21 protein-coding genes are annotated in these 23,508 nt (G+C 45.6%); 12 read left to right on the forward strand and 9 right to left on the reverse strand.

Features of this window, described 5'->3' with window-relative positions; all coding sequences use genetic code 11:
* Positions 1-5: 5 nt before the first annotated feature.
* Entirely contained in the window at positions 6-218 is a 213-nt protein-coding gene (locus EKN16_RS00375) for a hypothetical protein (protein WP_125653193.1), read from the forward strand.
* A 109-nt stretch (positions 219-327) separates the two neighbouring features.
* Here EKN16_RS00375 and EKN16_RS31960 read toward each other — a convergent pair whose 3' ends face one another.
* Entirely contained in the window at positions 328-465 is a 138-nt protein-coding gene (locus EKN16_RS31960) for a hypothetical protein (protein ID WP_164522613.1), read from the reverse strand.
* A gap of 157 nt (positions 466-622) precedes the next feature.
* On the opposite strand from EKN16_RS31960, the gene EKN16_RS00380 reads away from it, so the two are divergent.
* On the forward strand, positions 623-1,600 hold the full coding sequence (locus EKN16_RS00380) for an aldo/keto reductase (RefSeq protein ID WP_125653194.1): 978 nt from the start codon (positions 623-625) through the stop codon (positions 1,598-1,600).
* A gap of 236 nt (positions 1,601-1,836) precedes the next feature.
* Here EKN16_RS00380 and EKN16_RS00385 read toward each other — a convergent pair whose 3' ends face one another.
* The gene (locus tag EKN16_RS00385; protein ID WP_125653195.1) at positions 1,837-4,704 is read right to left on the reverse strand and encodes a family 78 glycoside hydrolase catalytic domain; all 2,868 of its coding nucleotides are present in this window, start codon (positions 4,702-4,704) and stop codon (positions 1,837-1,839) included.
* A gap of 323 nt (positions 4,705-5,027) precedes the next feature.
* On the opposite strand from EKN16_RS00385, the gene EKN16_RS00390 reads away from it, so the two are divergent.
* Positions 5,028-6,260, forward strand: a complete 1,233-nt coding sequence (locus EKN16_RS00390) for an MFS transporter (protein ID WP_232016139.1) — start codon at positions 5,028-5,030, stop codon at positions 6,258-6,260.
* Between the two features lie 89 nt (positions 6,261-6,349).
* Positions 6,350-6,874 (forward strand): YfiT family bacillithiol transferase, encoded by a 525-nt coding sequence (locus EKN16_RS00395; protein ID WP_125653196.1) that lies wholly within the window; start codon positions 6,350-6,352, stop codon positions 6,872-6,874.
* 21 nt (positions 6,875-6,895) lie between these two features.
* Here the strand turns inward: EKN16_RS00395 and EKN16_RS00400 are convergent, their stop codons facing one another.
* Positions 6,896-7,927, reverse strand: a complete 1,032-nt coding sequence (locus EKN16_RS00400) for an SDR family oxidoreductase (RefSeq protein WP_125653197.1) — start codon at positions 7,925-7,927, stop codon at positions 6,896-6,898.
* 72 nt (positions 7,928-7,999) lie between these two features.
* Positions 8,000-8,617, reverse strand: a complete 618-nt coding sequence (yfbR, locus tag EKN16_RS00405; RefSeq protein WP_125665684.1) for a 5'-deoxynucleotidase — start codon at positions 8,615-8,617, stop codon at positions 8,000-8,002.
* Between the two features lie 144 nt (positions 8,618-8,761).
* Here yfbR and EKN16_RS00410 point away from each other — a divergent pair, with 144 nt between their 5' ends.
* From EKN16_RS00410 to EKN16_RS00425, 4 genes are all read left to right on the forward strand, one after another.
* On the forward strand, positions 8,762-10,306 hold the full coding sequence (locus EKN16_RS00410) for a fumarate hydratase (RefSeq protein ID WP_125653198.1): 1,545 nt from the start codon (positions 8,762-8,764) through the stop codon (positions 10,304-10,306).
* Positions 10,307-10,355: 49 nt separating this feature from the next.
* Complete coding sequence (locus tag EKN16_RS00415) at positions 10,356-11,309, forward strand: bile acid:sodium symporter family protein (protein WP_331852361.1); 954 nt, start codon at positions 10,356-10,358, stop codon at positions 11,307-11,309.
* A 46-nt stretch (positions 11,310-11,355) separates the two neighbouring features.
* Positions 11,356-13,158, forward strand: a complete 1,803-nt coding sequence (pnpS, locus tag EKN16_RS00420; RefSeq protein ID WP_125653200.1) for a two-component system histidine kinase PnpS — start codon at positions 11,356-11,358, stop codon at positions 13,156-13,158.
* Between the two features lie 127 nt (positions 13,159-13,285).
* Complete coding sequence (locus tag EKN16_RS00425; RefSeq protein WP_125653201.1) at positions 13,286-14,005, forward strand: response regulator transcription factor; 720 nt, start codon at positions 13,286-13,288, stop codon at positions 14,003-14,005.
* A 101-nt stretch (positions 14,006-14,106) separates the two neighbouring features.
* Here the strand turns inward: EKN16_RS00425 and EKN16_RS00430 are convergent, their stop codons facing one another.
* On the reverse strand, positions 14,107-14,976 hold the full coding sequence (locus tag EKN16_RS00430; RefSeq protein WP_125653202.1) for an AraC family transcriptional regulator: 870 nt from the start codon (positions 14,974-14,976) through the stop codon (positions 14,107-14,109).
* 162 nt (positions 14,977-15,138) lie between these two features.
* Between EKN16_RS00430 and EKN16_RS00435 the strand changes: the two genes are divergently transcribed.
* Positions 15,139-16,218 (forward strand): Gfo/Idh/MocA family protein, encoded by a 1,080-nt coding sequence (locus EKN16_RS00435; protein WP_125653203.1) that lies wholly within the window; start codon positions 15,139-15,141, stop codon positions 16,216-16,218.
* A 78-nt stretch (positions 16,219-16,296) separates the two neighbouring features.
* On the opposite strand, the gene EKN16_RS31965 is transcribed toward EKN16_RS00435, so the two are convergent.
* The 4 genes from EKN16_RS31965 to EKN16_RS00445 all read right to left on the reverse strand — a co-directional run bounded on the left by EKN16_RS31965 (position 16,297) and on the right by EKN16_RS00445 (position 19,272).
* Positions 16,297-16,452, reverse strand: coding sequence for a DUF6254 family protein (locus EKN16_RS31965; protein ID WP_164522614.1), 156 nt, complete (start codon positions 16,450-16,452; stop codon positions 16,297-16,299).
* 130 nt (positions 16,453-16,582) lie between these two features.
* On the reverse strand, positions 16,583-16,705 hold the full coding sequence (cydS, locus tag EKN16_RS33365; protein ID WP_260182457.1) for a cytochrome bd oxidase small subunit CydS family protein: 123 nt from the start codon (positions 16,703-16,705) through the stop codon (positions 16,583-16,585).
* A gap of 189 nt (positions 16,706-16,894) precedes the next feature.
* Complete coding sequence (locus EKN16_RS00440) at positions 16,895-17,920, reverse strand: cytochrome d ubiquinol oxidase subunit II (protein ID WP_125653204.1); 1,026 nt, start codon at positions 17,918-17,920, stop codon at positions 16,895-16,897.
* Positions 17,917-19,272 (reverse strand): cytochrome ubiquinol oxidase subunit I, encoded by a 1,356-nt coding sequence (locus tag EKN16_RS00445; protein ID WP_125653205.1) that lies wholly within the window; start codon positions 19,270-19,272, stop codon positions 17,917-17,919. Before EKN16_RS00445 ends, EKN16_RS00440 begins: the two co-directional genes overlap by 4 nt.
* A 578-nt stretch (positions 19,273-19,850) precedes the next feature.
* On the opposite strand from EKN16_RS00445, the gene EKN16_RS00450 reads away from it, so the two are divergent.
* From EKN16_RS00450 to EKN16_RS00460, 3 genes are read left to right on the forward strand one after another with little or no spacing between them, the layout of a single operon-like run.
* Complete coding sequence (locus EKN16_RS00450) at positions 19,851-21,314, forward strand: spore germination protein (protein ID WP_125665688.1); 1,464 nt, start codon at positions 19,851-19,853, stop codon at positions 21,312-21,314.
* Positions 21,292-22,389, forward strand: a complete 1,098-nt coding sequence (locus tag EKN16_RS00455; protein ID WP_232016140.1) for a GerAB/ArcD/ProY family transporter — start codon at positions 21,292-21,294, stop codon at positions 22,387-22,389. Before EKN16_RS00450 ends, EKN16_RS00455 begins: the two co-directional genes overlap by 23 nt.
* Positions 22,386-23,504 (forward strand): Ger(x)C family spore germination protein, encoded by a 1,119-nt coding sequence (locus tag EKN16_RS00460; protein WP_125653206.1) that lies wholly within the window; start codon positions 22,386-22,388, stop codon positions 23,502-23,504. Before EKN16_RS00455 ends, EKN16_RS00460 begins: the two co-directional genes overlap by 4 nt.
* Positions 23,505-23,508: the final 4 nt, after the last annotated feature.

The raw sequence follows: 23,508 nt of genomic DNA on the forward strand, positions 1-23,508 counted from the left end.
GCGAGGTGCGGACAATGGTAAATGATCCGATTAAGAGAGACGGCCGACAACCGGGCTCGCTTAAGTCTTCTGAAGAAATAGAAACACAAATGGCGGCAGAATCGACAGAAATCGTGGAAGAAGAGAAGATCGGACCAGAGGAGGCATCGCCGCACTGGATCGAATTCTACCGTTCCATACGTGATGCGATTGCAGCTATGCGTTCTGAATCATCTTAGAAAGAGCCGTACCTCAGAGAAATTGTACTGAGTGTACGGCTCTTTTTGCTTGAAATATCAGAAAGTATAAAATTCGCCTGTCCTTTTCTGATATTTTGCTTTCATCAGGTTAACAGCTTTTTCCGTTGTTGCCCTTTTTCATCGGCTTGTTACCGCTATCTTCCGCCAATTTCTCACCGAACTGGTCTAACCGACCTGGGCTTGATTGGGGGCCATCCTTCTTGGGCTTATTATTTCTTCCTGTCATTGATTTCACCTCCATCCCCCATAACATGAGCGTTGGCTGTGAATTTCATTCGCCTTTCATTCGAAATTTGCCAAACAATTCTCTATAGTAAGAGTTGGATGTCCATTCATGGACATGATGCCTTTATTCTTATACAAGAAGGAGCTGTTAGAAGAGGATGAAATATACATATCTGGGGCGCTCGGGATTGAAGGTTAGTCGTTTATGTTTAGGAACGATGAATTTTGGTGTCGATACGGACGAACAGGAATCATTTCGTATTATGGATGCAGCGCTTGATGCAGGTATTAACTTTTTTGATACAGCGAACATATATGGATGGGGCGAGAATGCAGGCCGTACCGAAGAAATCATTGGCCGTTGGTTCAGTCAAGGTGGCGGACGTCGTGAGAAAACGGTACTGGCAACGAAATTTTACGGAGATATGTCGGATAAGCAGGATGGACCTAATGGTGAAGGTGGATTGTCCGCATATAAGCTGAGACGTCACCTGGAAGGTTCATTGCGCCGCCTTCAAACTGATCATATTGAGCTATACCAAATGCATCACATAGATCGTAATGTGAGCTGGAATGAGCTGTGGGGCGGTTTTGAAACCGCTGTCGCTCAGGGGAAAATCGGCTATGTCGGCGCTAGTAACTTTGCTGGCTGGGATCTTGCCGTTGCACAAGGTGAAGCGAAAGCACGCGGGTTCCTCGGTCTTGTTGCTGAGCAGCACAAGTACAACCTATTATGCCGTTTGCCTGAGCTTGAAGTGCTTCCAGCAGCGCAGGGACTTGGAATTGGTATCATTCCATGGAGCCCGCTGGATGGAGGTTTGCTTGCAGGCAACGCACTTCGCGGCTCGGCTGGTAAACGCAGCGGCGACCCGAAGAGAGTTGAGCAGCACCGTTCCCAGCTCGAAGCCTTCAAGGAGCTGAGTGATGAGCTTGGCGAACGCGAGGATATTATTGCTTTGGCTTGGCTGCTTGCCAATCCAGCTGTAACTGCACCGATTATTGGTGTACGTACACTAGAACAATTCGAACGTTCCCTTCGCGCAGTTGAGGTTGAATTGGATGAGGCAACAATGAAGCGTCTGGACGAAATTTTCCCAGGTCCAGGTGGTCAAGCACCCAATGCTTATGCTTGGTAGTTAACATCTCCATCGAAAAGTCACCCTAACTCGTTGTATTTTCGACCTCCTTGAACCGATGGGGCGTCTGCCTTTGACCGTATCGGAGCAGTACTCATTCGGCTGGCGCTGGAACTAGTAATGGTGATGGTAATAGTAATTACACATCATCCTGTTCTAAGAGCCCAATAATCGTCTTCGTGGTGAATTAATAAAGAAGTCAACGCGCCATTCCTGCGCGTTGACTTCTTGTCGATTTAACCTATAATTTCCTTCTCAACGATCAGCTCATATCCTGCTGGAGCTATAACTTCAAGCTCCACACTGCTTGGTGCTCCGATACGAAGCGTCATTTGACGTGAATTCTCTTCGACCCGCCAAGAAACGTCGATTCGTCCGCCTCCAGGAAGTGGAACGGTGCCTCTTGCCCAAGTGAGACCAACGGGGCTCGGCGAAACGGTAACCTTTGTCCAGCCAGGCGTCACACCTCGCACGCCTAGCACATGTGCCCCGAGGAAGTAGACGGGACCTGCCGACCAAGCATGACAATGGCTGCGAGTCTTCATATTGGGATTATGGGTAATCCCGCTAATCGGATAGACTTCCCATACGGAGGTTGCACCATATTCTACCATGACTCCGTATTGTTCCAGCATATCAGCGGTCATAAGATCGATTCGTCCTAGCTTAGCAAGAGCTTCATAATAGAAGAAGGACATAAATGGACTTCCGATCTGAATGAAGTCAGCAGGAGCATCGAAGATATATCCTCTAACAATGCGAGCTCTCTCGCCCTCGGCAATATCACAAAGACAGGCAACAACCTGCGTCTGCATGCTTATTGTCTTGGAAGGACTGCCATCTGGATGGATACAGTCCAGATAAGCATGACGCTCCTCATCCCACAGCTTCTGATTAATAGCTGTATGCAGCAAGCTAGCTTGCTCTACATAACTAGCACCTTGAGCGGAATCGCCAGCGGCCTCTGCCAATCGGGAGGCATCTCGCAGAGCCTTAACGAGGAACATGTTTTGCGGTGTAACAATACCGTCTACTGGCTGCTCGAATGGGGCCCAGTCAAGTAAATTCCAGCCTTTAATATGCAGAAGTCCGGAACCGTCCAGCTTCTTCAGATAATGCTGGAGCGTAAATTCAATCTTAGGCCACATACTCCGGGCAAAAGCCACATCTCCAGTGAAATGGTAATACTCATAGCATGCCGTGATCCAGAAAAAGGTCCAGTTTGGAATGACGCTGCTCCAGCCGCTAGGCACCTGATCTGCATATAGTGGGGACTGGAAGGCTGAGCCAGGCACAAGCCGCAGGCAGCGCTCTACAATTTCCTTTGAACCGAAAGCATAATAGTTAACAAGCGAAGCATTGCGCGCATCTCCGACCCAATACACCTGTTCGAATGCTGGACAGTCAACAAATGTATCCTCCATACACAACCTAGTCGTATCCCGGCTTATTCGCCAAATCTCATTTAGAAGGGAATTGCTGGAATGGAAGCTGCCTACATTAGCGACGGGATAGCTGCTATGAATGGTTTTGACCTCGATTAGCTTGATTGGACGGTCTGCACCACGAACCGTAAGGATCAAATAACGGAACCCCCGGCGAATGAAGGAGGTATACGCTTGTCGGCCTTCGCGGCAAATGTAACGGAATGTATTATCAAGCTCATAAGTGTGCTGGATCCAGCCATCTCTCATATATTCAAAGGCATACCCGTCAATAATCGTTCCTTCTGGCGCATCCAACTCAAAGGCCACATACCCAGAGAGCTCCCGTCCAAAATCAATGACAATCTCTGTATCCAATTCAGCATGCATCGGAATGATCCCAGCATCGGATCCCGCACAGGCAGCAAGCTGCAGCTGCTGAGGGATGGGCTGAGGAAGGTCGGTTTGCTTCCATACACAGGAGCTGTATACATCTTCTTTAGAGTAAAGAGCATCCGGAATAGGTTGAAGCCATTCCACAAATGCTTCTATTTCATCTACCGAGGATAACCCCTTAGCACGTACAAAATCGGGATGTTCATCAGGGAATGGCAGATTGTCTTGATGATCAATATGTGCGGACCAATCAAATGGACCAATCGCTAGGAAAGGTGATTTTACCTTACTCTCAGCTTGTGGTGAAAGGATCTCAAAGGCGCTCGTACACTCAAAGCCAATATGATAGCCATGACCGTGCGTAGAACCGCTCACATCAAGGACTAGGAAATGGTCGCCAGCCGGAAGCACTGTGTTTACAAACTTCTGAGGACTCTCTCCGGTGTAGGCAGCAGAATCAAACCACTTTCCATTTAAGCTTGCTCGAAGTGGAATACGTCCATCGTCAACACTTCCAATTGTGAAGGATGCCGCTTCAGGCAATCGAATGATGGCTGCTAGAAGGCCTGTATACTGCACGGTATTCGCATGCGTAATACTGGAGGGAACGAACATGGCGCGTAAATCGACAACAGCGCTCCATGATACAGGCTTGACGTAATGCAAGCTTTCGATGCGTGCTGGATAAACCGGTTCCTCGGTTAGATAGGGGATTGTTCTCTCTACCAAGCTCGTCCATGGCTCCATGCCGACGGAACCGATCACATTAGCAGATGCCCAGGCGGAATCATCAAATCCAGCCGTTGTCCACGAATCATCCCATGCGCGAGCATCGATCCTCTCGGTAAAACCAAGCTGACAAGATATTCGCGAAGAGCTTGTGTCGTGAGCAAGATGGACGGCTGTTGACCATGATGCATCCGTAACAGCCAATACTTTCTCTTCAGTGGAAGCTTCCACTTGGACAAGCAGACCACCCCGTCCGAGCAAATATTGAAAATTTGCTAAACCGTAATTGATGACAAGAACAGCGATTGTATTGTCTTCGCCAGCCTTTAGCAAATGTCCGATTGGATAATCGTCATAAGCAAGCTCGAAGGGCCACGAACGAACAGGGCCGCGCCCAACTTGCTTCCCATTCACGAATAAGACGTAACGGGAATCTGCAGTTATTTTTAGATTAACCTCTTTATTGGTTGAGGGCCGGAAGGTTTTACGGAAACAACGCCATTCATTTCTTGGACTTTCTTCGCCTGATCCCCAGATCCAGGATGCTTGCCACATAAACAGATTCCTCCTAGGTTCGTTTATTCTTTATTATAGGGGAGACAAATGATAGAGAAAGTATGCAAATACGACATGATTAGGGTCATTTGGGACATCCAGTTCTGGCTATTAATGAAGCGCTATACGTCAAGTGGGTTTAATAGCCCCAAACGTTGCCAATAACGTGAAAAACATCGATTATACTGCTTCATTCGTTCGAGAAGAAGGCTTAGCACTATTTTTCGTCTAGAGAGGCGAGCGGTAGCGCTTTTGAGCTTAAGCAGCTGTGATACAATGACAACGATTGGAAGAATATTGTACGGATTAGGGGGCGTAGACAGATGCAGTCAGGCATGCGATTGAAATGGCATTTATGGAGAGGAAACGCGACCATTTCCCCAGAACGACGGTTAAGCAAAGAAGCGATCATTGCGATGATCATTCATGGCTGTTTTCAGTTCGGTGCCTCGATGTCGGGTCTGTTTCTTAATTTGTACTTATGGCGTTTGACGCAGGATTTGATGGTAAATGGCATTTATAACATTGTCGTCTTTGTATTTTCACCTGTCGCTTTTGCTCTGGGCGGCTGGATCGCCAAGCGGAAGGATCGAATGGTCACTTATCGACTAGGGATTGTGATGATTGCTTTATTTTATCTTGTCGTTATTATAGCGCAGGAGAAGGTTGTAGAGTGGTATCTATTATTCGCCATCTTCAACGGTATGGCAGCTGGGTTCTATTGGACGGGATATTTGGTGCTGATGTACGACGTGTCTACCGAGAGCAACCGCGTTCGCTTCCTAGCAATTAATATGGTTGTATTTAATTCAGCAGGTTTGCTTGGACCGGCCATAGCCGGTTTTATTATACAAATGAATGAGGGACTGCGGGGGTATATTATCACTTTCTCATTCGCATTCATCATGTTTCTCGTCGCGTCGGTTATTAGCTTTCGCATTCCATTATTTAAGTCGCATCATAAAGTATATCATTTGCGATTGATAGGTCTCGTTATGCGGAAGAATATTCGATGGGTAAAGGGACTCACTGCCTTCTTAGTGTTGGGACTCTTCCAGGGGATTATGCTATTCTTGCCTAATATTCTACTCTACCAAACGGTCGGGAGGGAGGATTGGGTAGGTTATTTTGGGGTTTTCTTCTCGGCGCTTACGGTGTCTACGGGCTATGTCATTTCGCGCAAAGCGAAGGAGGAGCAGGTGCGCAAATATGTGCTCTATTCCACGACGGGGATCATTATTGGAGCACTCTTCTTATTAATAGATGTGAAAATGTGGACAGTTGTGCTGTTTATGATTGCCTTCTCGATCTGTAATCCGCTGGCCGTAAATACGCTAACCTCCTATTATTACCGGTTAATAGGCACGCTGCCGCTTAAAGGCCAGCTGAAAGTAGAATCAGTCGTTATGCGAGAGGTGTTTCTGAATACGGGTAGAGTCATATCCATTATTCTACTCATTGTTCTCTCGCATGACCTTCATTCCATATGGCTGCCTATCGTGCTGGTGGGGAGTGCGCTGCTCCAATATGTCTTATTTTTTCTTATTAATGGTTAGATCTAGTGGTCAATAGCAGCCTGTTGATTAGCTTAGCAACCTCTCCCGCTGATATAATCATTTTATGAGAATGGAAAGGGGTGCTTCCTATGGATGCAAGATATCCAATCGGTCACTTTGAATCAAATGGAGCGATTACGTCAGCGCAGAGAGCAGCTTGGATTGAAGAGCTGGAGCAGCTTCCGTCACAGCTAGCTGCTGCGGTTAATGATTTATCACAAGAGCAGCTAAATACCCCTTATCGTGAGGAGGGATGGACGGTTAGACAGGTTATTCACCATATTGCAGATAGCCATATGAACAGCTATACTCGCTTCAAGCTGGCCCTTACTGAGGATCGGCCAACCATTAGACCTTATTATGAAGACAGATGGGCAGAGCTTGCGGATACGACCACTGCACCGATTGCTCTTTCTTTGGTATTAATAAAAGCTTTGCATGAGCGATGGGTTATTTTGTTAAAGACGATGAGTGAGGCGGATTATGCAAGAACTTTTTTTCACCCGGAGTCTGAGAAGACGATTGCGCTAGATTATAACTTAGGCGTCTATGCTTGGCATGGGAAGCATCATCTAGCGCATATTACTAAGCTCGCGGAGCGAATGGGTTGGTAGAATAGGAATTAGGAAGCAGTTCTATAACGATCCGAATTTAATCGGGATATGCTTCGGCTTAGCCGATTCATAAGCAGCCAGAATTTGATCGATATGGTCGTTCCATTCCGGGTCTACCGTGCAGATCTCAGGTCTCTTCTCAAAAGATGCCACTGTACGTTTGATTCCTTCAGCGAAAGGTAGAGTCGCTCGGTATTCAGGAACGAATCGTTTGATCTTGCTGTTATCGAAGACAGCGCTGACCGCTTTATCTCCCAGGAGGCCGCCTTTATAGTCCGTCGAGAAGGAGATGAGGAAGTCGGAGGAGATCGGAACGAGAATAGGCTCCACTCCCGCGGCTGCTCCTATCGCGGCGTAGATCTGATTCCAGCTAAGCACCTCATCAGACGTAATATGGAACGCCTCCCCAATGGCAGCCGTGTTACCTAGCAGACCAACAAAGCCTTTTGCAAAATCAGTATTGTGGGTCATCGTCCAAAGAGACGTTCCATCACCATGTACAATGATTTTCTGGCCGCGACGAATGCGATCGATGAGGGACCAAGGGTGATTCCAGCTATTCAAGGATGCTGGGATCATCGTGTCCCCATAAGTAAAGGACGGACGAACAATTGTAACTGGGAAACCGGAGTTTCGGTAGGCTTCCATCAGCAGCTCTTCGGATGCGATTTTGTCGCGGGAGTACTGCCAGTAAGGATTTGATAAAGGTGTTTCCTCCGTAACTATATAATGCTGCAGCGGCTTCTGATAGGCAGAAGCAGAACTGATATAGATGTATTGCTTCGTATTATCACGGAACAGCTCAATGTCTGTGCGTGCATGCTCGGGAGTAAAAGCAATCCAATCGACGACGACATCAAACGCATAGCCCATTAGCGTTTCGGCGGAAGCCGCAAGGTCACGGATATCGCCTTGAATAAGATGTGCACCGTCTGGCACCCATTCACTCCGTTTACCCCGGTTGAAAAGATAGAGCTCATGACCTTGCTCGACCACCAATTTGGAGGAAGCCTCGCTAATTAAACCCGTTCCGCCAATGAATAGTACTTTCATGTCCATCCACTCCTTCTTGATTAAGGTTGACTAGCAGCATGTGTCTTTCTTCAATAATATCCCGCCAAAGCGTTATTCACTTTCTGAGAGTTCATCCAGCGACTTGCTGAAGCTTGGTGCCATATTCGTTAGAAACCAATCGACCTCCGGCATTGCAAGCTTGGTGAGTGCTTGTTCTGTTTGGCCTTTGGCGACGGCGAACTCGCGGTTGCCTGAGGAGAGCTCGGACAAGCATTTCATATAAGCATCAAGCAGATCGGCTGCTTTGACCATTTGCAGAAGCTCAGCCTCTTCTTTGGGGAGTTTACTGTATGCAGTGGTATCATGCCCGCCAACCAGCGGGGCATAGGCCGAATGCAGCTCTGGCGGTACCATGCCGAGCAGCCGCTCAGCAGCCATAGCCTCGATCTCGCGGAAATTCGCGAGCATCTTCGGGTTGTGATGCTTAACCGGCGTTGGTATGTCGCCGGTGAATACCTCGGTCGCGTCGTGAAACAAGGCCATCGACGTCGCTCGGTCGGCATTCAGCGATCGTCCGAATAGGCGGTTGCCAATCTCACAAAGCATATGAGCAAGCAGGGCAACATGATAGGAATGCTCGGCAACATTTTCGCGTGTGGTATTGCGCATAAGGCTCCAGCGTTCGATATATCGTAGGCGGTACAAGTAGGCGATGAAATGACTTTCCATATTCATACTTCCCTTCTATATTCTATTAAACGAGAGTGAAAACCTCAGCTCATAAGCGCTCTAGGCGGTTTGCCCACTAGATTGTATATGTTATTATATAATTAAAGTTACAATGCGAACAGAGAGAGGAGCTAGAACTACTTTATGCAACATTTTGAACAAAGCGTTTATAACCTTATCGTTGAGACCTCCACGAACCTTCCAGGGGACGTACGCAAGGTCATCCAGGCGGCACAAGAAGCTGAGGACCGCGCAACGCGCGCGGGACTGTCCCTATCAACTATAGCGACTAACATTGAGATGGCGGAGAGCAAGGTTTCGCCTATTTGTCAGGATACGGGGATGCCGACGTTCATTGTTCATACACCAGTCGGAGCAAACCAAATCATTATGAAGCAGCAGATCCGCAGCGCAATCGCGCGTGCAACGAAGGATGGCAAGCTTCGTACGAACTCGGTCGATTCACTAACCGGTGCCAATACAGGTGATAACCTTGGACCAGGAACACCGGTTATTCACTTTGAGCAATGGGAGAAAGACGATGTGGATATTCGTCTCATTCTTAAAGGCGGCGGGTGCGAGAATAAGAACATTCAATATAGTCTGCCGACTGAGCTGGAAGGACTTGGCAAAGCGGGCCGTGATCTGGATGGCATTCGCAAATGTGTGATGCATGCGATTTATCAAGCGCAAGGACAAGGCTGCAGTGCTGGCTTTATCGGCGTTGGCATCGGCGGTGATCGTACAACAGGCTATGAATTAGCGAAGCAGCAGCTCTTCCGCCATACGGAGGACACAAATCCAATCGCCGAGCTGCAGCAGCTCGAAGAATATGTGATGGAGAATGCGAATAAGCTTGGCATCGGTACAATGGGCTTCGGCGGAGCAGTAACGCTGCTTGGCTGTAAAGCAGGCGTGATGAATCGTCTGCCAGCGAGTTTCTTCGTCTCTGTTGCTTATAACTGCTGGGCTTACCGTCGCCAAGGTGTTCTGCTTCATGCAGAGTCCGGTGAGATTAAAGAGTGGATTTACCCGAGCGGTTCCGATACTCCAATGAAGCTGGCAGCAGCGGATGCGGCGGCAGATGCAGTGACCGAACAGGCGGAACGCCGTGAAGTTGTGCTGAATACACCATTCTCGGAAGAAGAGGTTCGCAGCCTGAAGGTTGGCGACATTGTCATTATTAATGGAGAGATGCATACAGGCCGTGATGCGCTGCATCATTACTTGATGGATCACGATGCACCGATCGACCTGAATGGCGCCGTTATTTATCACTGTGGTCCGGTTATGCTTAAGGATGAAGAGGGCTGGCATGTCAAAGCAGCGGGTCCAACGACCAGTATTCGCGAGGAGCCGTACCAAGGCGATATTATGAAGAAATTCGGCATTCGTGCTGTAATCGGTAAAGGCGGCATGGGTGCCAAGACATTGGCTGCACTTCAAGAGCATGGTGGAGTCTACTTGAATGCTATTGGTGGTGCTGCTCAATATTATGCGGAATGCTTCAAGAAGGTAAATGGCGTCGATTATATGGAATTCGGTATTCCAGAGGCGATGTGGCATCTACAGACCGAGGGGTTCGCAGCTATTGTGACGATGGATTCTCACGGTAATAGCTTGCATGCTGAAGTTGAGAAGGATTCCTTAGCCAAACTAACACAATTCAAAGAACCTGTATTTAAATAAGTGATTGCTGCCATTATATAGATAAAATGAGGGATGCGTTACGCGCAGCTTGGGCTTAGCCTTTAATCGTAGATTTGAACAATGGATGTTTCTTATTATCCCTGGATCTCTTGTCCTGGGATTCTTTTTTTCAACACAGCTTCATCGGTTTGTACCAGCCGTTCCTTATTTATTTGCTTATGTGACGCTGACAATGGCAATTGGCTGTGGTCTCCAGCAGCTTCGTACCGTTCTGAGAAAGCCTGGTGTGATGATCTGGACGTTCGTTCTCGCCCATATCGTATCACCGCTGATTGCTTATGGACTTGGGAGCTTGCTCTTCGGAGCAGGCTCACCTTACGTTGTCGGGCTTGTTCTATTCACCATTATTCCGCTAGGTGTCTCCACGGTCCTGTGGGTAGGGATGTCAGCTGGCAGCGTGCCGCTCATGCTTGCGATGGTGGTTATTGATTCGGCACTTAGTCCTTTTGTTGTTCCAGCGGGTATTCATTTATTATTCAAAACGGCAGTAGAGACGAATACGATGCAGATGATGGGTGATTTGCTTATTCTTATTGTGGCGCCCACGATTATCGGTGTACTCCTCTATGAATGGACCAAAGGACGGATTCAGCCCTTCGTTCAGCCTTACGCCGCGCCGTTGTCCAAACTTTGCTTTGTTGCGGTTGTCGCGCTTAATGCAGCTGCGATTGCTCCTTATACGGAAATGCTTCGAGGCGATTTAATACGGCTTATCCCACTTTCGATTGTGATGGTTGGCCTATGCTATGCAGTCGGCTACTTCGGTACCGCTACTTATCGGAATCGTGAGGTACAGGTCACCGTATCCTACGCGACGGGCATGCGGAACATTTCCCTTGGTATTGTGCTTGCGCTCGGTTATTTCAGTCCGCTTGCTGCTGTACCCGTCGTGCTGTCTATTCTTATCCAACAGCCGCTGGCAACGGTTCATCATTATGTTTTACAAAAGCTTCACAATCGAAAAGCTAGCGCGGATGCCTAAGGACAGGTACGATAAGGGACGAATGAATTCGTGGAGGTAGGAAGACATGAGCAGTTTTCGCATGCGGCTGACGTTTATCCTGATTGGGATGATCGGTTTATCGGTACTTGCAGCAGGTTTATTTATGGGAAAGACCTATAAGGATAACCATATGGATGCCTTGCAGGATAATCTGGTACGCGAGATGAGTGTTATTCTGGACCAGATGCAGTGGCCGACAGCAGAAGCTGTTATTCCTTATGATTATTTTACGCAAAAGGCTGAGAAGCTGAAAAAAATTACAGAATCAAGGGTTACCTTTATCCGCGGGGATGGTGTTGTGCTTGGCGATTCCGATCATGATCCGAAGACGATGGACAACCATTTGAATCGTGAGGAAATACAGATCGCGAAGAAGGATGGTTTTGGGCGTTCGATTCGGCATAGCGATACGACCAATGAGAATCTACTTTATGTAGCAAAGCTCGTTGATCCTAAAAATCCGCAATCGGATATTATTCGTTTGGCGTTAAGCCTGAAAACGGTGGATAAGAGCATCCAGCGCATTTGGTCTACTTTAATTGTTGGGCTGCTTATCTTATTCGTGGTGGCAGCAGTGATTAGCTATCGTGTGGCGCTCGGGCTGACTAGGCCTCTTGAACAAATTACAAAGGTCTCCAAGCGGATAAAAAACTTGGATTATAAGGCTCGTGTAGCGGTGAAGAGAAATGATGAAATCGGGGAGTTAGGTTACTCCATTAACGCGATGGCGGATAGTCTTCAGATCCAGATGGCCCGGATTCATCAGAATGAGAACCAGCTTGCAAGCGTGCTTGATAATATGATTAATGGTATTGTGATGATCGATCGAACCGGTCGCATCGTGCTTATTAATCGCTGTGCGGAAGAACTGCTCGGTTTATCAGCCAGTGATCTCGTTGGCCGTAACTATGCAGAAGCCAAGCAGCAGTATGAGCTATCGCAGATCATACAAGATGGACTCGAACGCAGGGAGCATTTGCGGGAAGAGATTACGTTTTATTTTCCAGAGGAAAGACTGCTTGATCTGAATCTTGTGCCGATATTCGAGGATAGTGATGAGTTTGGCGGCGTACTGCTTGTCTTACAGGACGTAACGGCTATTCGTCGGCTTGAGAGGATGCGCAGCGAATTCGTGGCTAACGTGTCGCATGAGCTCAAGACACCAGTTACCGCGGTAAAAGGCTTTGCTGAAACGCTGCTCGGAGGGGCTGTTAACGATCCAGAGACAGCACGATCATTCCTGCAAATTATTTTCGATGAGAGTGATCGTTTGAATCGCTTAATTGGGGATATTCTCGAGCTTTCAAAGGTGGAGTCCAGACGTATACCGCTGCAATTCTCGCCAATTGAGCTATCATCGTTCATTGCGAAGACGATTGAGCTGATGGGCTCTGAGGCTGTGCGGAAGAATATTCGAATCTCTGTAAAAGTTGAGCCAGGCATCTATGTAGAAGCTGATGAAGATCGCCTGCGGCAAATTATAATGAATTTACTCGCTAATGGCATTAGTTACACGCCTGATGGCGGCCATGTCTCTATACAAGCAGAGCCTGTTATTAATGAGGCCGCAGGGCGCGATGAGACGGATTACGATCATATCCGAATTCATATTTCTGACACAGGAATCGGTATACCGAAGAAGGACTTGCCGCGGATATTCGAGCGTTTCTACCGGGTGGACAAGGCTAGATCACGGAGTTCAGGCGGAACGGGACTTGGTCTGTCGATTGTGAAGCATTTGGTGGAGCTGCATAAAGGCTCAATCTCCGTAAGCAGTAATTTGGGCGCGGGTTCAACGTTTACGATAGAATTGCCTGTCTTGCAGTAAAAATAATCAAATCATTTGAATGTGGAGAGGGTAGGGGGTTTACCCACTTTCTATTGAATGATATGATTAGTTTGTAAATGATCGTGAGAATCACTATAAGAGGATCAAGCGGAAGCTGGGGGTCACCATGACACAAAAAGTGCTGGTCATTGAAGACGAACCGACACTCGCTAGACTGCTTTCCTACAACCTGTCGCAGGAAGGGTACGACACGACTGTGATCGACCATGGTGCGGAAGGCTTGCAAGTAGCATTGCAGCGTTCGTTCGATTTGATTATTCTGGATATTATGCTACCAGGCATGAATGGGTTTGAAATATTATCAAGACTGCGGCAAAGCGGCAACACTACGCCGGTTGTCGTACTGACGGCAAGGAATGCGGAGGAAGAAGTCGTGCAGGGGCTCAAGCGTGGAGCGGACGACTATATTACGAAGCCCTTTGGCGTTGCGGAACTGCTTGCTCGTGTATCTGCTGTCCTTCGTCGGACAAGTCAAGACGACGGCAAGATGACGGAATCCAATGATAAGGTCATTACGGCGGGGGAACTATCCATCTACCCTGAACGTTATGAGGTTATCTTGAATGGGGACTCGGTTCCTCTTCGTCCGAAGGAATTCGAAGTACTGCTTTATCTCGTACAGCGTCCTGGTATGGTTATTACAAGGGATGATCTAATGAACGTGGTATGGGGATTTGATTACATCGGCGGACAGCGCACGGTTGACGTTCATGTCAGCTCATTGCGCAAGAAGCTGGAGCTTGGCCAACAGTCGGTTCAGATTGAATCGATTCGCGGGGTTGGTTACAAGCTTGTTATGCCAAAAAAGCTCGGAGCACCGAAATAACGGTGATCTGAGCTTTTTTTGCGTTACCATTGTACCTTTTGTTCCTATTTAGCGAATCGATCAAATTTTGAGCTAAATAAAGAAAACTGGCCTGTTAACCGCTATTGGCGGTTCCAGGCCAGCATTTTTTTCTGAAACTGCTTGGGCGAGCAATCGTTGTATTTCTTAAACATTTTGTAGAAATGAGCCATATTTGGCATCCCAATTCGCTCTCCTACCTCAGATACGCTCAAATCCTTCGTAAGCAATATTCGCTCAGCCCATTTGATTTTTCGATAATTCACATATTCCGTGAAGGATAATCCGATCGCTTTTTTGAAAAACTTAACAAAGTAGTAGTAGCTCATATTAGCCAGCTTGCATACTTCCTCTACAGGTATGCGATCGGTCAGATGTTCTTCGACGAAATCGAGTACGCCTCGAAGCCGCGCGCGGTCAAAGTCGTCATGCTCAGCCAGCATCTTCTTCGAATCGTTCCGAATGAGGAGGAGAAGCAGCTTTTTAATGATCATACTGACAGCAATTTCATAACCATTTTGCTTGAAGCTGACTTCCTTCAGAATGGCTAGAATACACTCGGCAGCTTCCTTATTAACAGCTGCATTTTCCTGGAAAATATAATTAACCCGACTTAGCGGATTCTTGGTTTCGGAGAAATAGCGCATATAGGGCATCGTACTATGGTCAAAGAAATCCTCCAGATCAAACTGAAGAATGACATAATCAAGCGGAGTCCCCAGGCTGCGGTCACGATGAAGCTGCTTGGCTCCGATAATGACCACGTCCCCGGCGTTGAGACGAAAGCATTCCTCGTCAACATACACGTCGAGAGAGCCCTGATTGATAAGCAGCAGTTCAAGCTCACGATGGTAGTGCCAATTTATTAAATAGTCGTGGTTACGTTGAGATTGGTACACTTTGAGAGACAAAAGAGGGTTTTCATAAACCACCTTCTCATTATAAATTTCCACGGAACCATCCCTTCAACAACAAAATCGCATAAAAGCATCACTATTCTGATCCTATATTTTATGACGCAGAATCTCTATACTTATTTTAGTGTTTGTCGTAAGATGAAACAAGCATGCAATTAAAAATAATCTCATTTCCTACACTATGGAGGTAGAAACTTAATGTCTAAAGTACGTATTGGTATCATTGGTTGTGGCGGTATCGCAAACGGTAAGCATCTGCCAAGCCTTGCACAAGTAGGACAAGCAGAAATCGTGGCATTCTGTGATCTCGTTGAAGAACGTGCAGTAGATGCAAAAGCAAAATACGGAACAGAAGATTCAAAAGTATATACAAACTACACAGAACTGCTTAGTGATTCCTCCATTGATGTTATTCACGTATGTACGCCGAATGATTCTCATGCGGAAATCTCTATTGCAGCTCTAGAAGCTGGCAAGCATGTTCTATGTGAGAAACCAATGGCTAAGACAGCAGCAGACGCTCGTCGTATGCTTGAAGTTTCCAAGCGTACCGGCAAAAAGCTCAGCATTGGCTACAACAACCGTTACCGCGCTGATAGCCTCTACCTAAAAGATCTTGTAGCAGCTGGCGAGCTTGGCGAGGTTTACTTTGCAAAAGCACATGCAATTCGTCGTCGTGCAGTTCCAACTTGGGGCGTATTCTTGGATGAGGAGAAGCAAGGCGGCGGACCGTTGATCGATATCGGTACTCACGCACTTGACCTTGTTCTTTGGACAATGGACAACTATAAGCCGAAGGTCGTTCTTGGCCGTACGTACCACAAACTGTCCCAAACAGAGAATGCTGCTAACGCATGGGGTTCATGGGATCCAGCGAAGTTCACGGTTGAGGATTCCGCGTTTGCTATGATCACCATGGAAAACGGAGCAACAATCATGCTTGAATCCAGCTGGGCACTCAACTCCCTTGATATTGACGAAGCGAAAGTTTCGCTAAGCGGTACGAAAGCCGGCGCTGATATGAAGGAAGGTCTTCGCATCAATGGCGAGAAAAACAGCCGTTTGTATGTAAACAAAATTGAATTGGACAGCGGCGGCGTTGCTTTCTATGAAGGCACAAGCGAGTCTCCAGAAGTTCTTGAGATGAACACTTGGATCGATGCTGTTATTAACGATAAAGATCCTCTTGTTAAACCTGAACAAGCACTCGTTGTTTCTGAAATTCTTGAAGCGATTTATGAGTCAGCTCGTACAGGTAAAGCCGTTTACTTCGAATAGGTTTTAGGAATAGGAAAAGCCGAGGATGATTGATCATCCTCGGCTTTTTCGTGTGTTTTCTGAGCATTTAAGGAAGTGTTAGTCTTTGTTGTGGAGATGCTGGTGCTGATAGCCAGCGACACCTGATGTACCCTCATCTGACAGCTCCGCAAGTGATTTAATTGCACCATGCGGCTGTTGGTTTTCTTTGCGGCTCTTCCATGCGCTCTCACGACGATTCTTAGATGAAGTCATAGAAAGGACACTCCTTCTCCATAAAGCATGTGGGTTGGATTGAAACCTACGCTTGGCGCTTGATTAGACGCCTGTCTTATCGTGAGCTTTTTTAAGTCAAATGATACAAGAATCCTTATGGAGTTTTATGCTACGTTTGTTTCGATTGCTGCTCATCAACGCTTAATTTACCACGTCCGCCCCACCAGAATAAGAAACCGACCGCAACAATAACCACAATAAAAGGTGCAACGAAAATCAAAAAATCTTTCATGGTTTTTTCCCTCCTAAATAAATTCGAAGACTTGTGCGTAAAAGCCCGCTTTGCTGCCGGATCATTCTTACGATCGCTGTTGTCTCCCTATTTCTTGATTCTATCCCTTAGGGGTAGAAATAAGGAGACAAAGGCGAACGCTATCGCTTCTTCAGAACGATTCCGTCCGCTTCGCTTTTGTTTCGTAATTTATTTGCCTCGTTTACCTTGAACGTACTTGGTATCGAACAGGAACAGCCGCATCAGTAAGTAAAGGGATGGTATAAGCAGCAGCAATCCTAGAATGAACACTGAGATCAGCGCGATAGCCATCGGCTCGCTTGTGAAATTATCATGAATGGTTAGGTAAGGATATAAGACGTATGGTAAATGACCTGCACCATAGCCGAAGAAGGCAAAGCCGAACTGCAGCATGACGAAGATGAAGGCAAGCCCAAGTCGTTTGCGCGTCCAAACCAGGAAGATGGCGACCAAGAAGCAGGCAAAGGACACGACGAACATCCAAGCATACGATGTCATCCGCTCAAAGTGAACAGGGTTGTGACCGCGAATTGCGAAGAAGACGAGCAGACTGCTTAGAATAGTCGGTCCGCTCCAAGCAATGGCGTATTTGCGTACAACTTCGAACGCGCCCCGATCATTTGCCCGATTCGCATAATACGTCAGGAACATAGCTGAGATGTAGAGAACACTCACTATCGCGAGCAGGACGACCGTCCAGGAATAGGTGCTCGTAAACAGCTTGCTGAACAGAAAGGTCACTTTTCCTTTGTCATCCACATCAATATAACCGCCCTCTGATATGGTCATGACGGTGGAGAGGGCTGCTGGAATCAGCAGTCCGCTTGCTCCATAAAGGAAGAGATAGAAGCGACTGTCTTTCTTAAAGCCGTAAGTACTGAATGCATAGTAAGAACCCCTGATGGCTAGCAAAATAATAGCGATACTGCCTGGAATCAGCAGTGCAGTTCCATAATAATAAGCCGTATCCGGGAAGAAGCCGACAATGCCGACAAAGAAGAAGACAAGGAATACGTTCGTTACCTCCCATACTGGAGATAAGTAACGCTCAATAATATTGTTAATGAGATGACGTTTGCCGGTCAAGGTGCTGTAATAGCTGAAGAAGCCAGCGCCGAAATCAATGGATGCTACAATCAGATAGCCGAATAGGAAAATCCAAAGTACGGTTATGCCAATAACCTCATAACTCATTGCTTGCCACCTCCTTCAATACCTCTTGCCGCCATTTCATCCTCAGCCTTATTATTCTTGAACATCTTCATTAACACTCTTACCGAGGTAATACCTAGGACAATGTACAGGAGTACGAATAAGACGAGCATAATATCCACATGATCCGATACCGTTGCGCCTTCAGAGGTTCTCATGATGCCATGCAGAATCCAAGGCTGACGTCCGACTTCGGAGAAAATCCAACCATGCTCAATGGTTAGCATGGCAAGTGGAGCAGCAAGGATAATGCCGCGAAGCAGCCATTTGTTCGAATAAGCAAGCGAGCGTTTACGCCATAATATAAAGAGGAATGCAGCTGCAATGAGAACCATGAGAGCGACGAAGCCCATTTTTATATCGAAAAGATAGTGAATGAATAATGGTGGCGCTTCGTCTGCAGGCAGGTCATTGAGTCCAGTTACCTCAGCGTTAGGAAGTCCATGTGCGAGAATACTGAGCGCATACGGAATTTTAATCCCGTATTTAATTTGATTGTCCTCGGTCAAGATACCGCCGAGTACGAGAGGAGCCTGCGTCGATGTTTCAAAATGCCATTCCATTGCAGCAAGCTTCTCGGGCTGATAGTTGGCCAAATACTTGCCCGACAGATCGCCAATAATCGCGCTTGAAAGCAGGAATACAGAAGCGGCTACCATCGTGAGCTTAAGTGCTTTTTTATAGTAGACATGGTTCCGACCTCGCAGCAATGACCAAGCAGATATCGCTGCAAGAACGAAGGCACAGGTTAAGTAGGCCGTGATAAGAACATGAGATACTTTCGTCGGCATAGCAGGGCTAAGCATAGCGCCGAAGGGTGATATCTCCGTAATCTTCCCATCCTTCAACGTTATACCTGCAGGGGCGTTCTGGAACGCATTAACAGTTGTAATGAAGAAAGCTGATGCAGATGAGCCAATGACGACAGGTATTAGCAGCCAGAAATGTGTCATTTTACTCTTGAAGCGATCCCAGGTGTATAAGTAAATGCCAAGGAATATGGCTTCGAAGAAGAAAGCGAACGTCTCCAAAAAGAGCGGGATCGCAATCGATTGCCCGGCTACCTTCATGAAGCTTGGCCATAATAGACTGAGTTGAAGACCAATTGCAGTTCCCGTTACAACACCAACAGCAACAGTAATGACGAAGCCGCGAGCCCAACGGCGAGCCATAAGTAAGTAATGCTCATCATTTCGTCTAATGCCGATCCACTCAGCAAGTGCAATCATGAGTGGTACGCCAACCCCGATGGTGGCAAAAATGATGTGAAAACCGAGTGTAATTCCTGTTAACATTCGGCTGTACATGACCGGATCGTATCCGCTAAGTAACATGTAGATTCTCCTCCCGAAAACTTCTAGTAGTATTGGATGAATAATAAGGAAGTATGAATTTTATTTGAACAGATATTTCGATAAAGATAACAGCATAATAGCTGCTACACAGATACATAGAATTATGAGGCGTTTCTCCTGCTTGGCAATCCGCTTACTGTCTTCGTTTGAAGCCATCGCAATCACGTCCTTCCAGACTTGAGATGTAAGTATTTGTAGTTATTAAAGCTTATATGGCTATTATAAACGATTGTTGTGAATGTATGTGATTTTTTTCACAATAAATGTGACGATGGTTTGAATATTAGGAGAGGCTGCCTTTGGTGATTGTGTAAGTAAACTGTAATTAATTTGCTCGGCAATTTGAATTCTTGCACCAAAACCAAAAATCATAGATAACTCGTTAGATCCATCCAAACTAAATTTATAGAATGCGTGACTTTCTGAACATTCCGAATAAAACTTAAATGAATGGTTAAATTAAGTAAAATTGGAATGGGCGTGGGTGGATCAGAGTGGTAGATATTTTCAAAAAAATAACTTCAAATAATCAGCCCCAAAATAAGCCGAATATTGAGATGGAAGTTTATTCTTCTTTGCAAGAAAATATGGAATACATTCAAAACCAGTTATTTCACTCAAGTGATCTGAAGTGGCGAAGCATTCGGTTTAATCAACGAGAAGGTCTCATCTTCTATTTAGAATCCGTATCTGATCAACAGAGAATTCAAAAAGAGATCATTCAGCCTATTGAAGAAAAAAAAGAAGGGGACCTAGATGGAGTAATTACCTCTCTGGAGATAAAGAGAAAATCGATTCTCAGCCAAGTGCCCCATGCTTTAGTTCAAGGAAATTGTGCCTTATTATTCGAAGGGATATCTGACGCCCATATCATCGATGTAATGTCAGTCTATAAACGGAGTATCTCTGAGCCTGTTAACGAAGGAGTTGCTCGTGGCGCTCATGATGGTTTTATTGAACACCTCATCACGAATCTTTATTTGGTTCGAAAGCGCATTAGTAATCCGGACTTAGTCGTTCGTTATTACCAAGTCGGAGAGGCAACCAAAACAAAATTAGCCCTTCTCTATATGCAAGACCTGGCAAATTCCGATCTGGTAAAAGAAGTGGATCACAGACTCGGTTCCATTTCGATAGACAGCATAATCACACCTGGTTTCACTGCCGAGTTAATTGAAGAAAACCCATTTTCTCTTTTTCCGCAAATCTTATTTACGGAAAGACCGGACCGGGCGGTAGCTCATCTCATGGAAGGCCGTGTAGTCATTTTATCTGATGGAGACCCAACTGCATTGATTTTGCCGGTGACTTTCTTTGCCTTTTATCAAAGCCCGGATGACTATCAAAGCAGATGGATTATTGGATCGGTTATTCGATTGATTCGTCTGGCGAGCTTTGTGATCGCATCCCTGCTGCCTGCTTTATATATTGCGATTATTGGCTTTCACCCTGAGATTCTTCCTGCAAAATTGATTTATACAGTAAAAGGCAGTATCGACAAGGTTCCAATTCCACCCATTTTGGAAGCTCTTCTAATGCAGGTTGCCTTAGAATTACTCCGTGAGGCAGGGCTTCGCTTGCCAAATCGGGTAGGTCAAACAATTGGCATTGTTGGCGGTTTGGTCATCGGTGATGCGGTCGTACGAGCTGGGTTGGTTTCATATCCCATGGTTATCGTTATATCCTTAACGGCTATTTCGTCATTTGTGGTTCCATCTAGTGAAATGAGTTCGACCATCCGCATTTTGGGCTTCCCACTCATGATCTTGGCCTCGATGTTTGGTTTGATAGGGATCGTGTTTGGCTTGCTCTTCATCTTTATCCACTTATGTAAATTAGAGTGCTTTGGTACACCCTATTTTGCCCCTGTTATGCCTCTTCGAATCAAAGATTTGAAGGATACCTTTGTACGCTTTCCCATCTGGAGTCTTAACCAGCGCCCCCATGATTCACATCCAAAAAAATTAACCCAAGAAAGAAATTCCAGGGAGTGGGAACATGATGATCACAGAAAAGAGTAAAATTACTCAGGGGCAATTCATGTTAATTGTTGTGCAATCACAAGTGGGTGTTGGAATCTTATCCCTTCCTCATAAAATGCAAGAGATCGCCAAAGGGGGTGGGTGGATCTCAACTTTAATCGCCGGATTGATTGTACAAGTGATTATTCTGATTCTATGGGCTCTTTGCCGACGGTTTCCTACTGATACAATATATAGTTTCTTGCCCAAAATTACTGGAAAGGTTCTTGGGAATTTGCTTTGTATTGCTTATATTTGCTATTTTCTGTTTTCCGCAGGAACTGTTTTATCCATACTTGCCGATGTCGTTGGAAAGTGGGTGCTGCATGAAACACCTAGATGGGTATTCTTAATTCTTACTCTACTTACCTGTATTTATTTGGCTAAAGAAAACCTTCGAGTGATCGCCAGATTTTTTGTAATATCTTCCTTTATGATCATTGTCATGGTGTTATTTTCCTTATTCAGTTATGCCAATGTAAATTTCATCTATATTTTTCCGATAACTGAAGCGGGATGGTGGAATATTATCAAAGCTTCAAATGAAGCCGTTTTTCCTTTAGTTGGGTATGAAGTTATATTGGTAATTTATCCTTTTGTCGAAGGGAAAAGCGGTGGGATATTAAAGGCAGCCTCTTTAGGGAATATGCTGATTACACTTTTTTACTCATTTGAGGTGTTCACTAGTTTAGTCATTTTCAGCCCGGCGGTGATGCCCGCTATTATGGAACCTCTCCTATATATGCTGAAAGGTTTTTCTTTTCAAATCATTCAACGGATCGATTTAATCTTTATATCTTTATGGATCATTGTCGTCAGCGCTGCCATTGTCTCTTGGATATATATGGGAACGGTTGGGCTCGGTCGACTCTTTCATCGGGGTGAACATAAAAAGGCAGTTCCCTATACTGCATTAATTATCTTTATTCTAGCGATGATTGCTCAAGATCCTTCAACCAGCGCGCTCTACAATAAAATAATCAAGATTTCTCATTATGCATTTGTGATCGTACTTCCCTTAATCCTGTTAATCATCTCGTATCTTACAAGAAAAAGGAGGACGAAAGCAATATGAAAAGGATCAACTCCATATGTTTGTCTATTTTCATTCTCCTATTCATACCAGGGTGTTGGGACCAAGATCTTTTAGGAGAAGCTCGTTTACTTTATGGAGGAGGATTTGATCTCACTCCGAATGGAAAACTTTTATCAACCTTTGTAATACGGGATTCGCCCGCTAGCGAACAACAAGGCCCTAGAAACGATATATTATTCACTATTGGCAATACGCCGGGGGAAACCCGTGATGAAGCAGATAATCAGCTGTCTCGGATGCTTCGTACTTATAAAAATCGGATCATTCTCATCGGAGAAGAACGGGCAAAACAAGATATTTCTCCGATTCTCGATGTTTTTTATCGCGATTCCAAGAGTGCTTTAAATGCCAGGATTGGAGTGACGAAAGGAAGAGCAGCGGATATACTGTCCCTTAAAAAAGTTGGGAATGTCTTAATAGAAGAAGAAATCGATGAATTAATCAAGAGTGAAGAAGCGACCACAACCGTTCCCAAAGTAACCATTGAAACGATTTACCCCGTTATGCTGGACCCCGGAGAAGATTATGTTCTTCCTTATCTCATTAAAAAAAAGGGCAGAGTGAATGTTTCCAGTATAGCCATGTTTCACAAGAATCAATTCACAGGAATATTGAGTCCCAGGGAATCTACCATGTATTTACTTTTAAAAAATAACAAAGGAAAGGTGACAAGATTCACGCAAAAAATAAGTACCCGGGAACATCAAAACAATTATAACTTTATAACCTTTAATGTAGAAAAATCGAAGTTAAAGAAGAAAATATTGATTCAATCCCAAGATCTAATTTTGGTTAATTTGAAGTTGAAATGGAAAGTGAGTATCGTTGAATATCCTAAAGATCAATTAAAAGACAAAAAGTTGATTGAAGAATTAAACAAGCTTCTTTCTAAAGAGATGACCCATTTGGCTGAACAAACACTTAAAAAGATGCAAAAAGCCCGTTGCGACGGCCTAGGTCTCGGAAGACAACTAATGGCGTTCCATCCAGATACTTGGAAGAAGCAGGGTGGGGACTGGGAGAGTAACTATCAAGAAGTGCAGTTTGTTCCTGAGATTCAGGTTGAAATTGCGATTAAAGGTATTATAAACTAACCCT

It is taken from the genome of Paenibacillus baekrokdamisoli, from assembly GCF_003945345.1.
GTDB lineage: Bacteria > Bacillota > Bacilli > Paenibacillales > Paenibacillaceae > Paenibacillus_Z > Paenibacillus_Z baekrokdamisoli.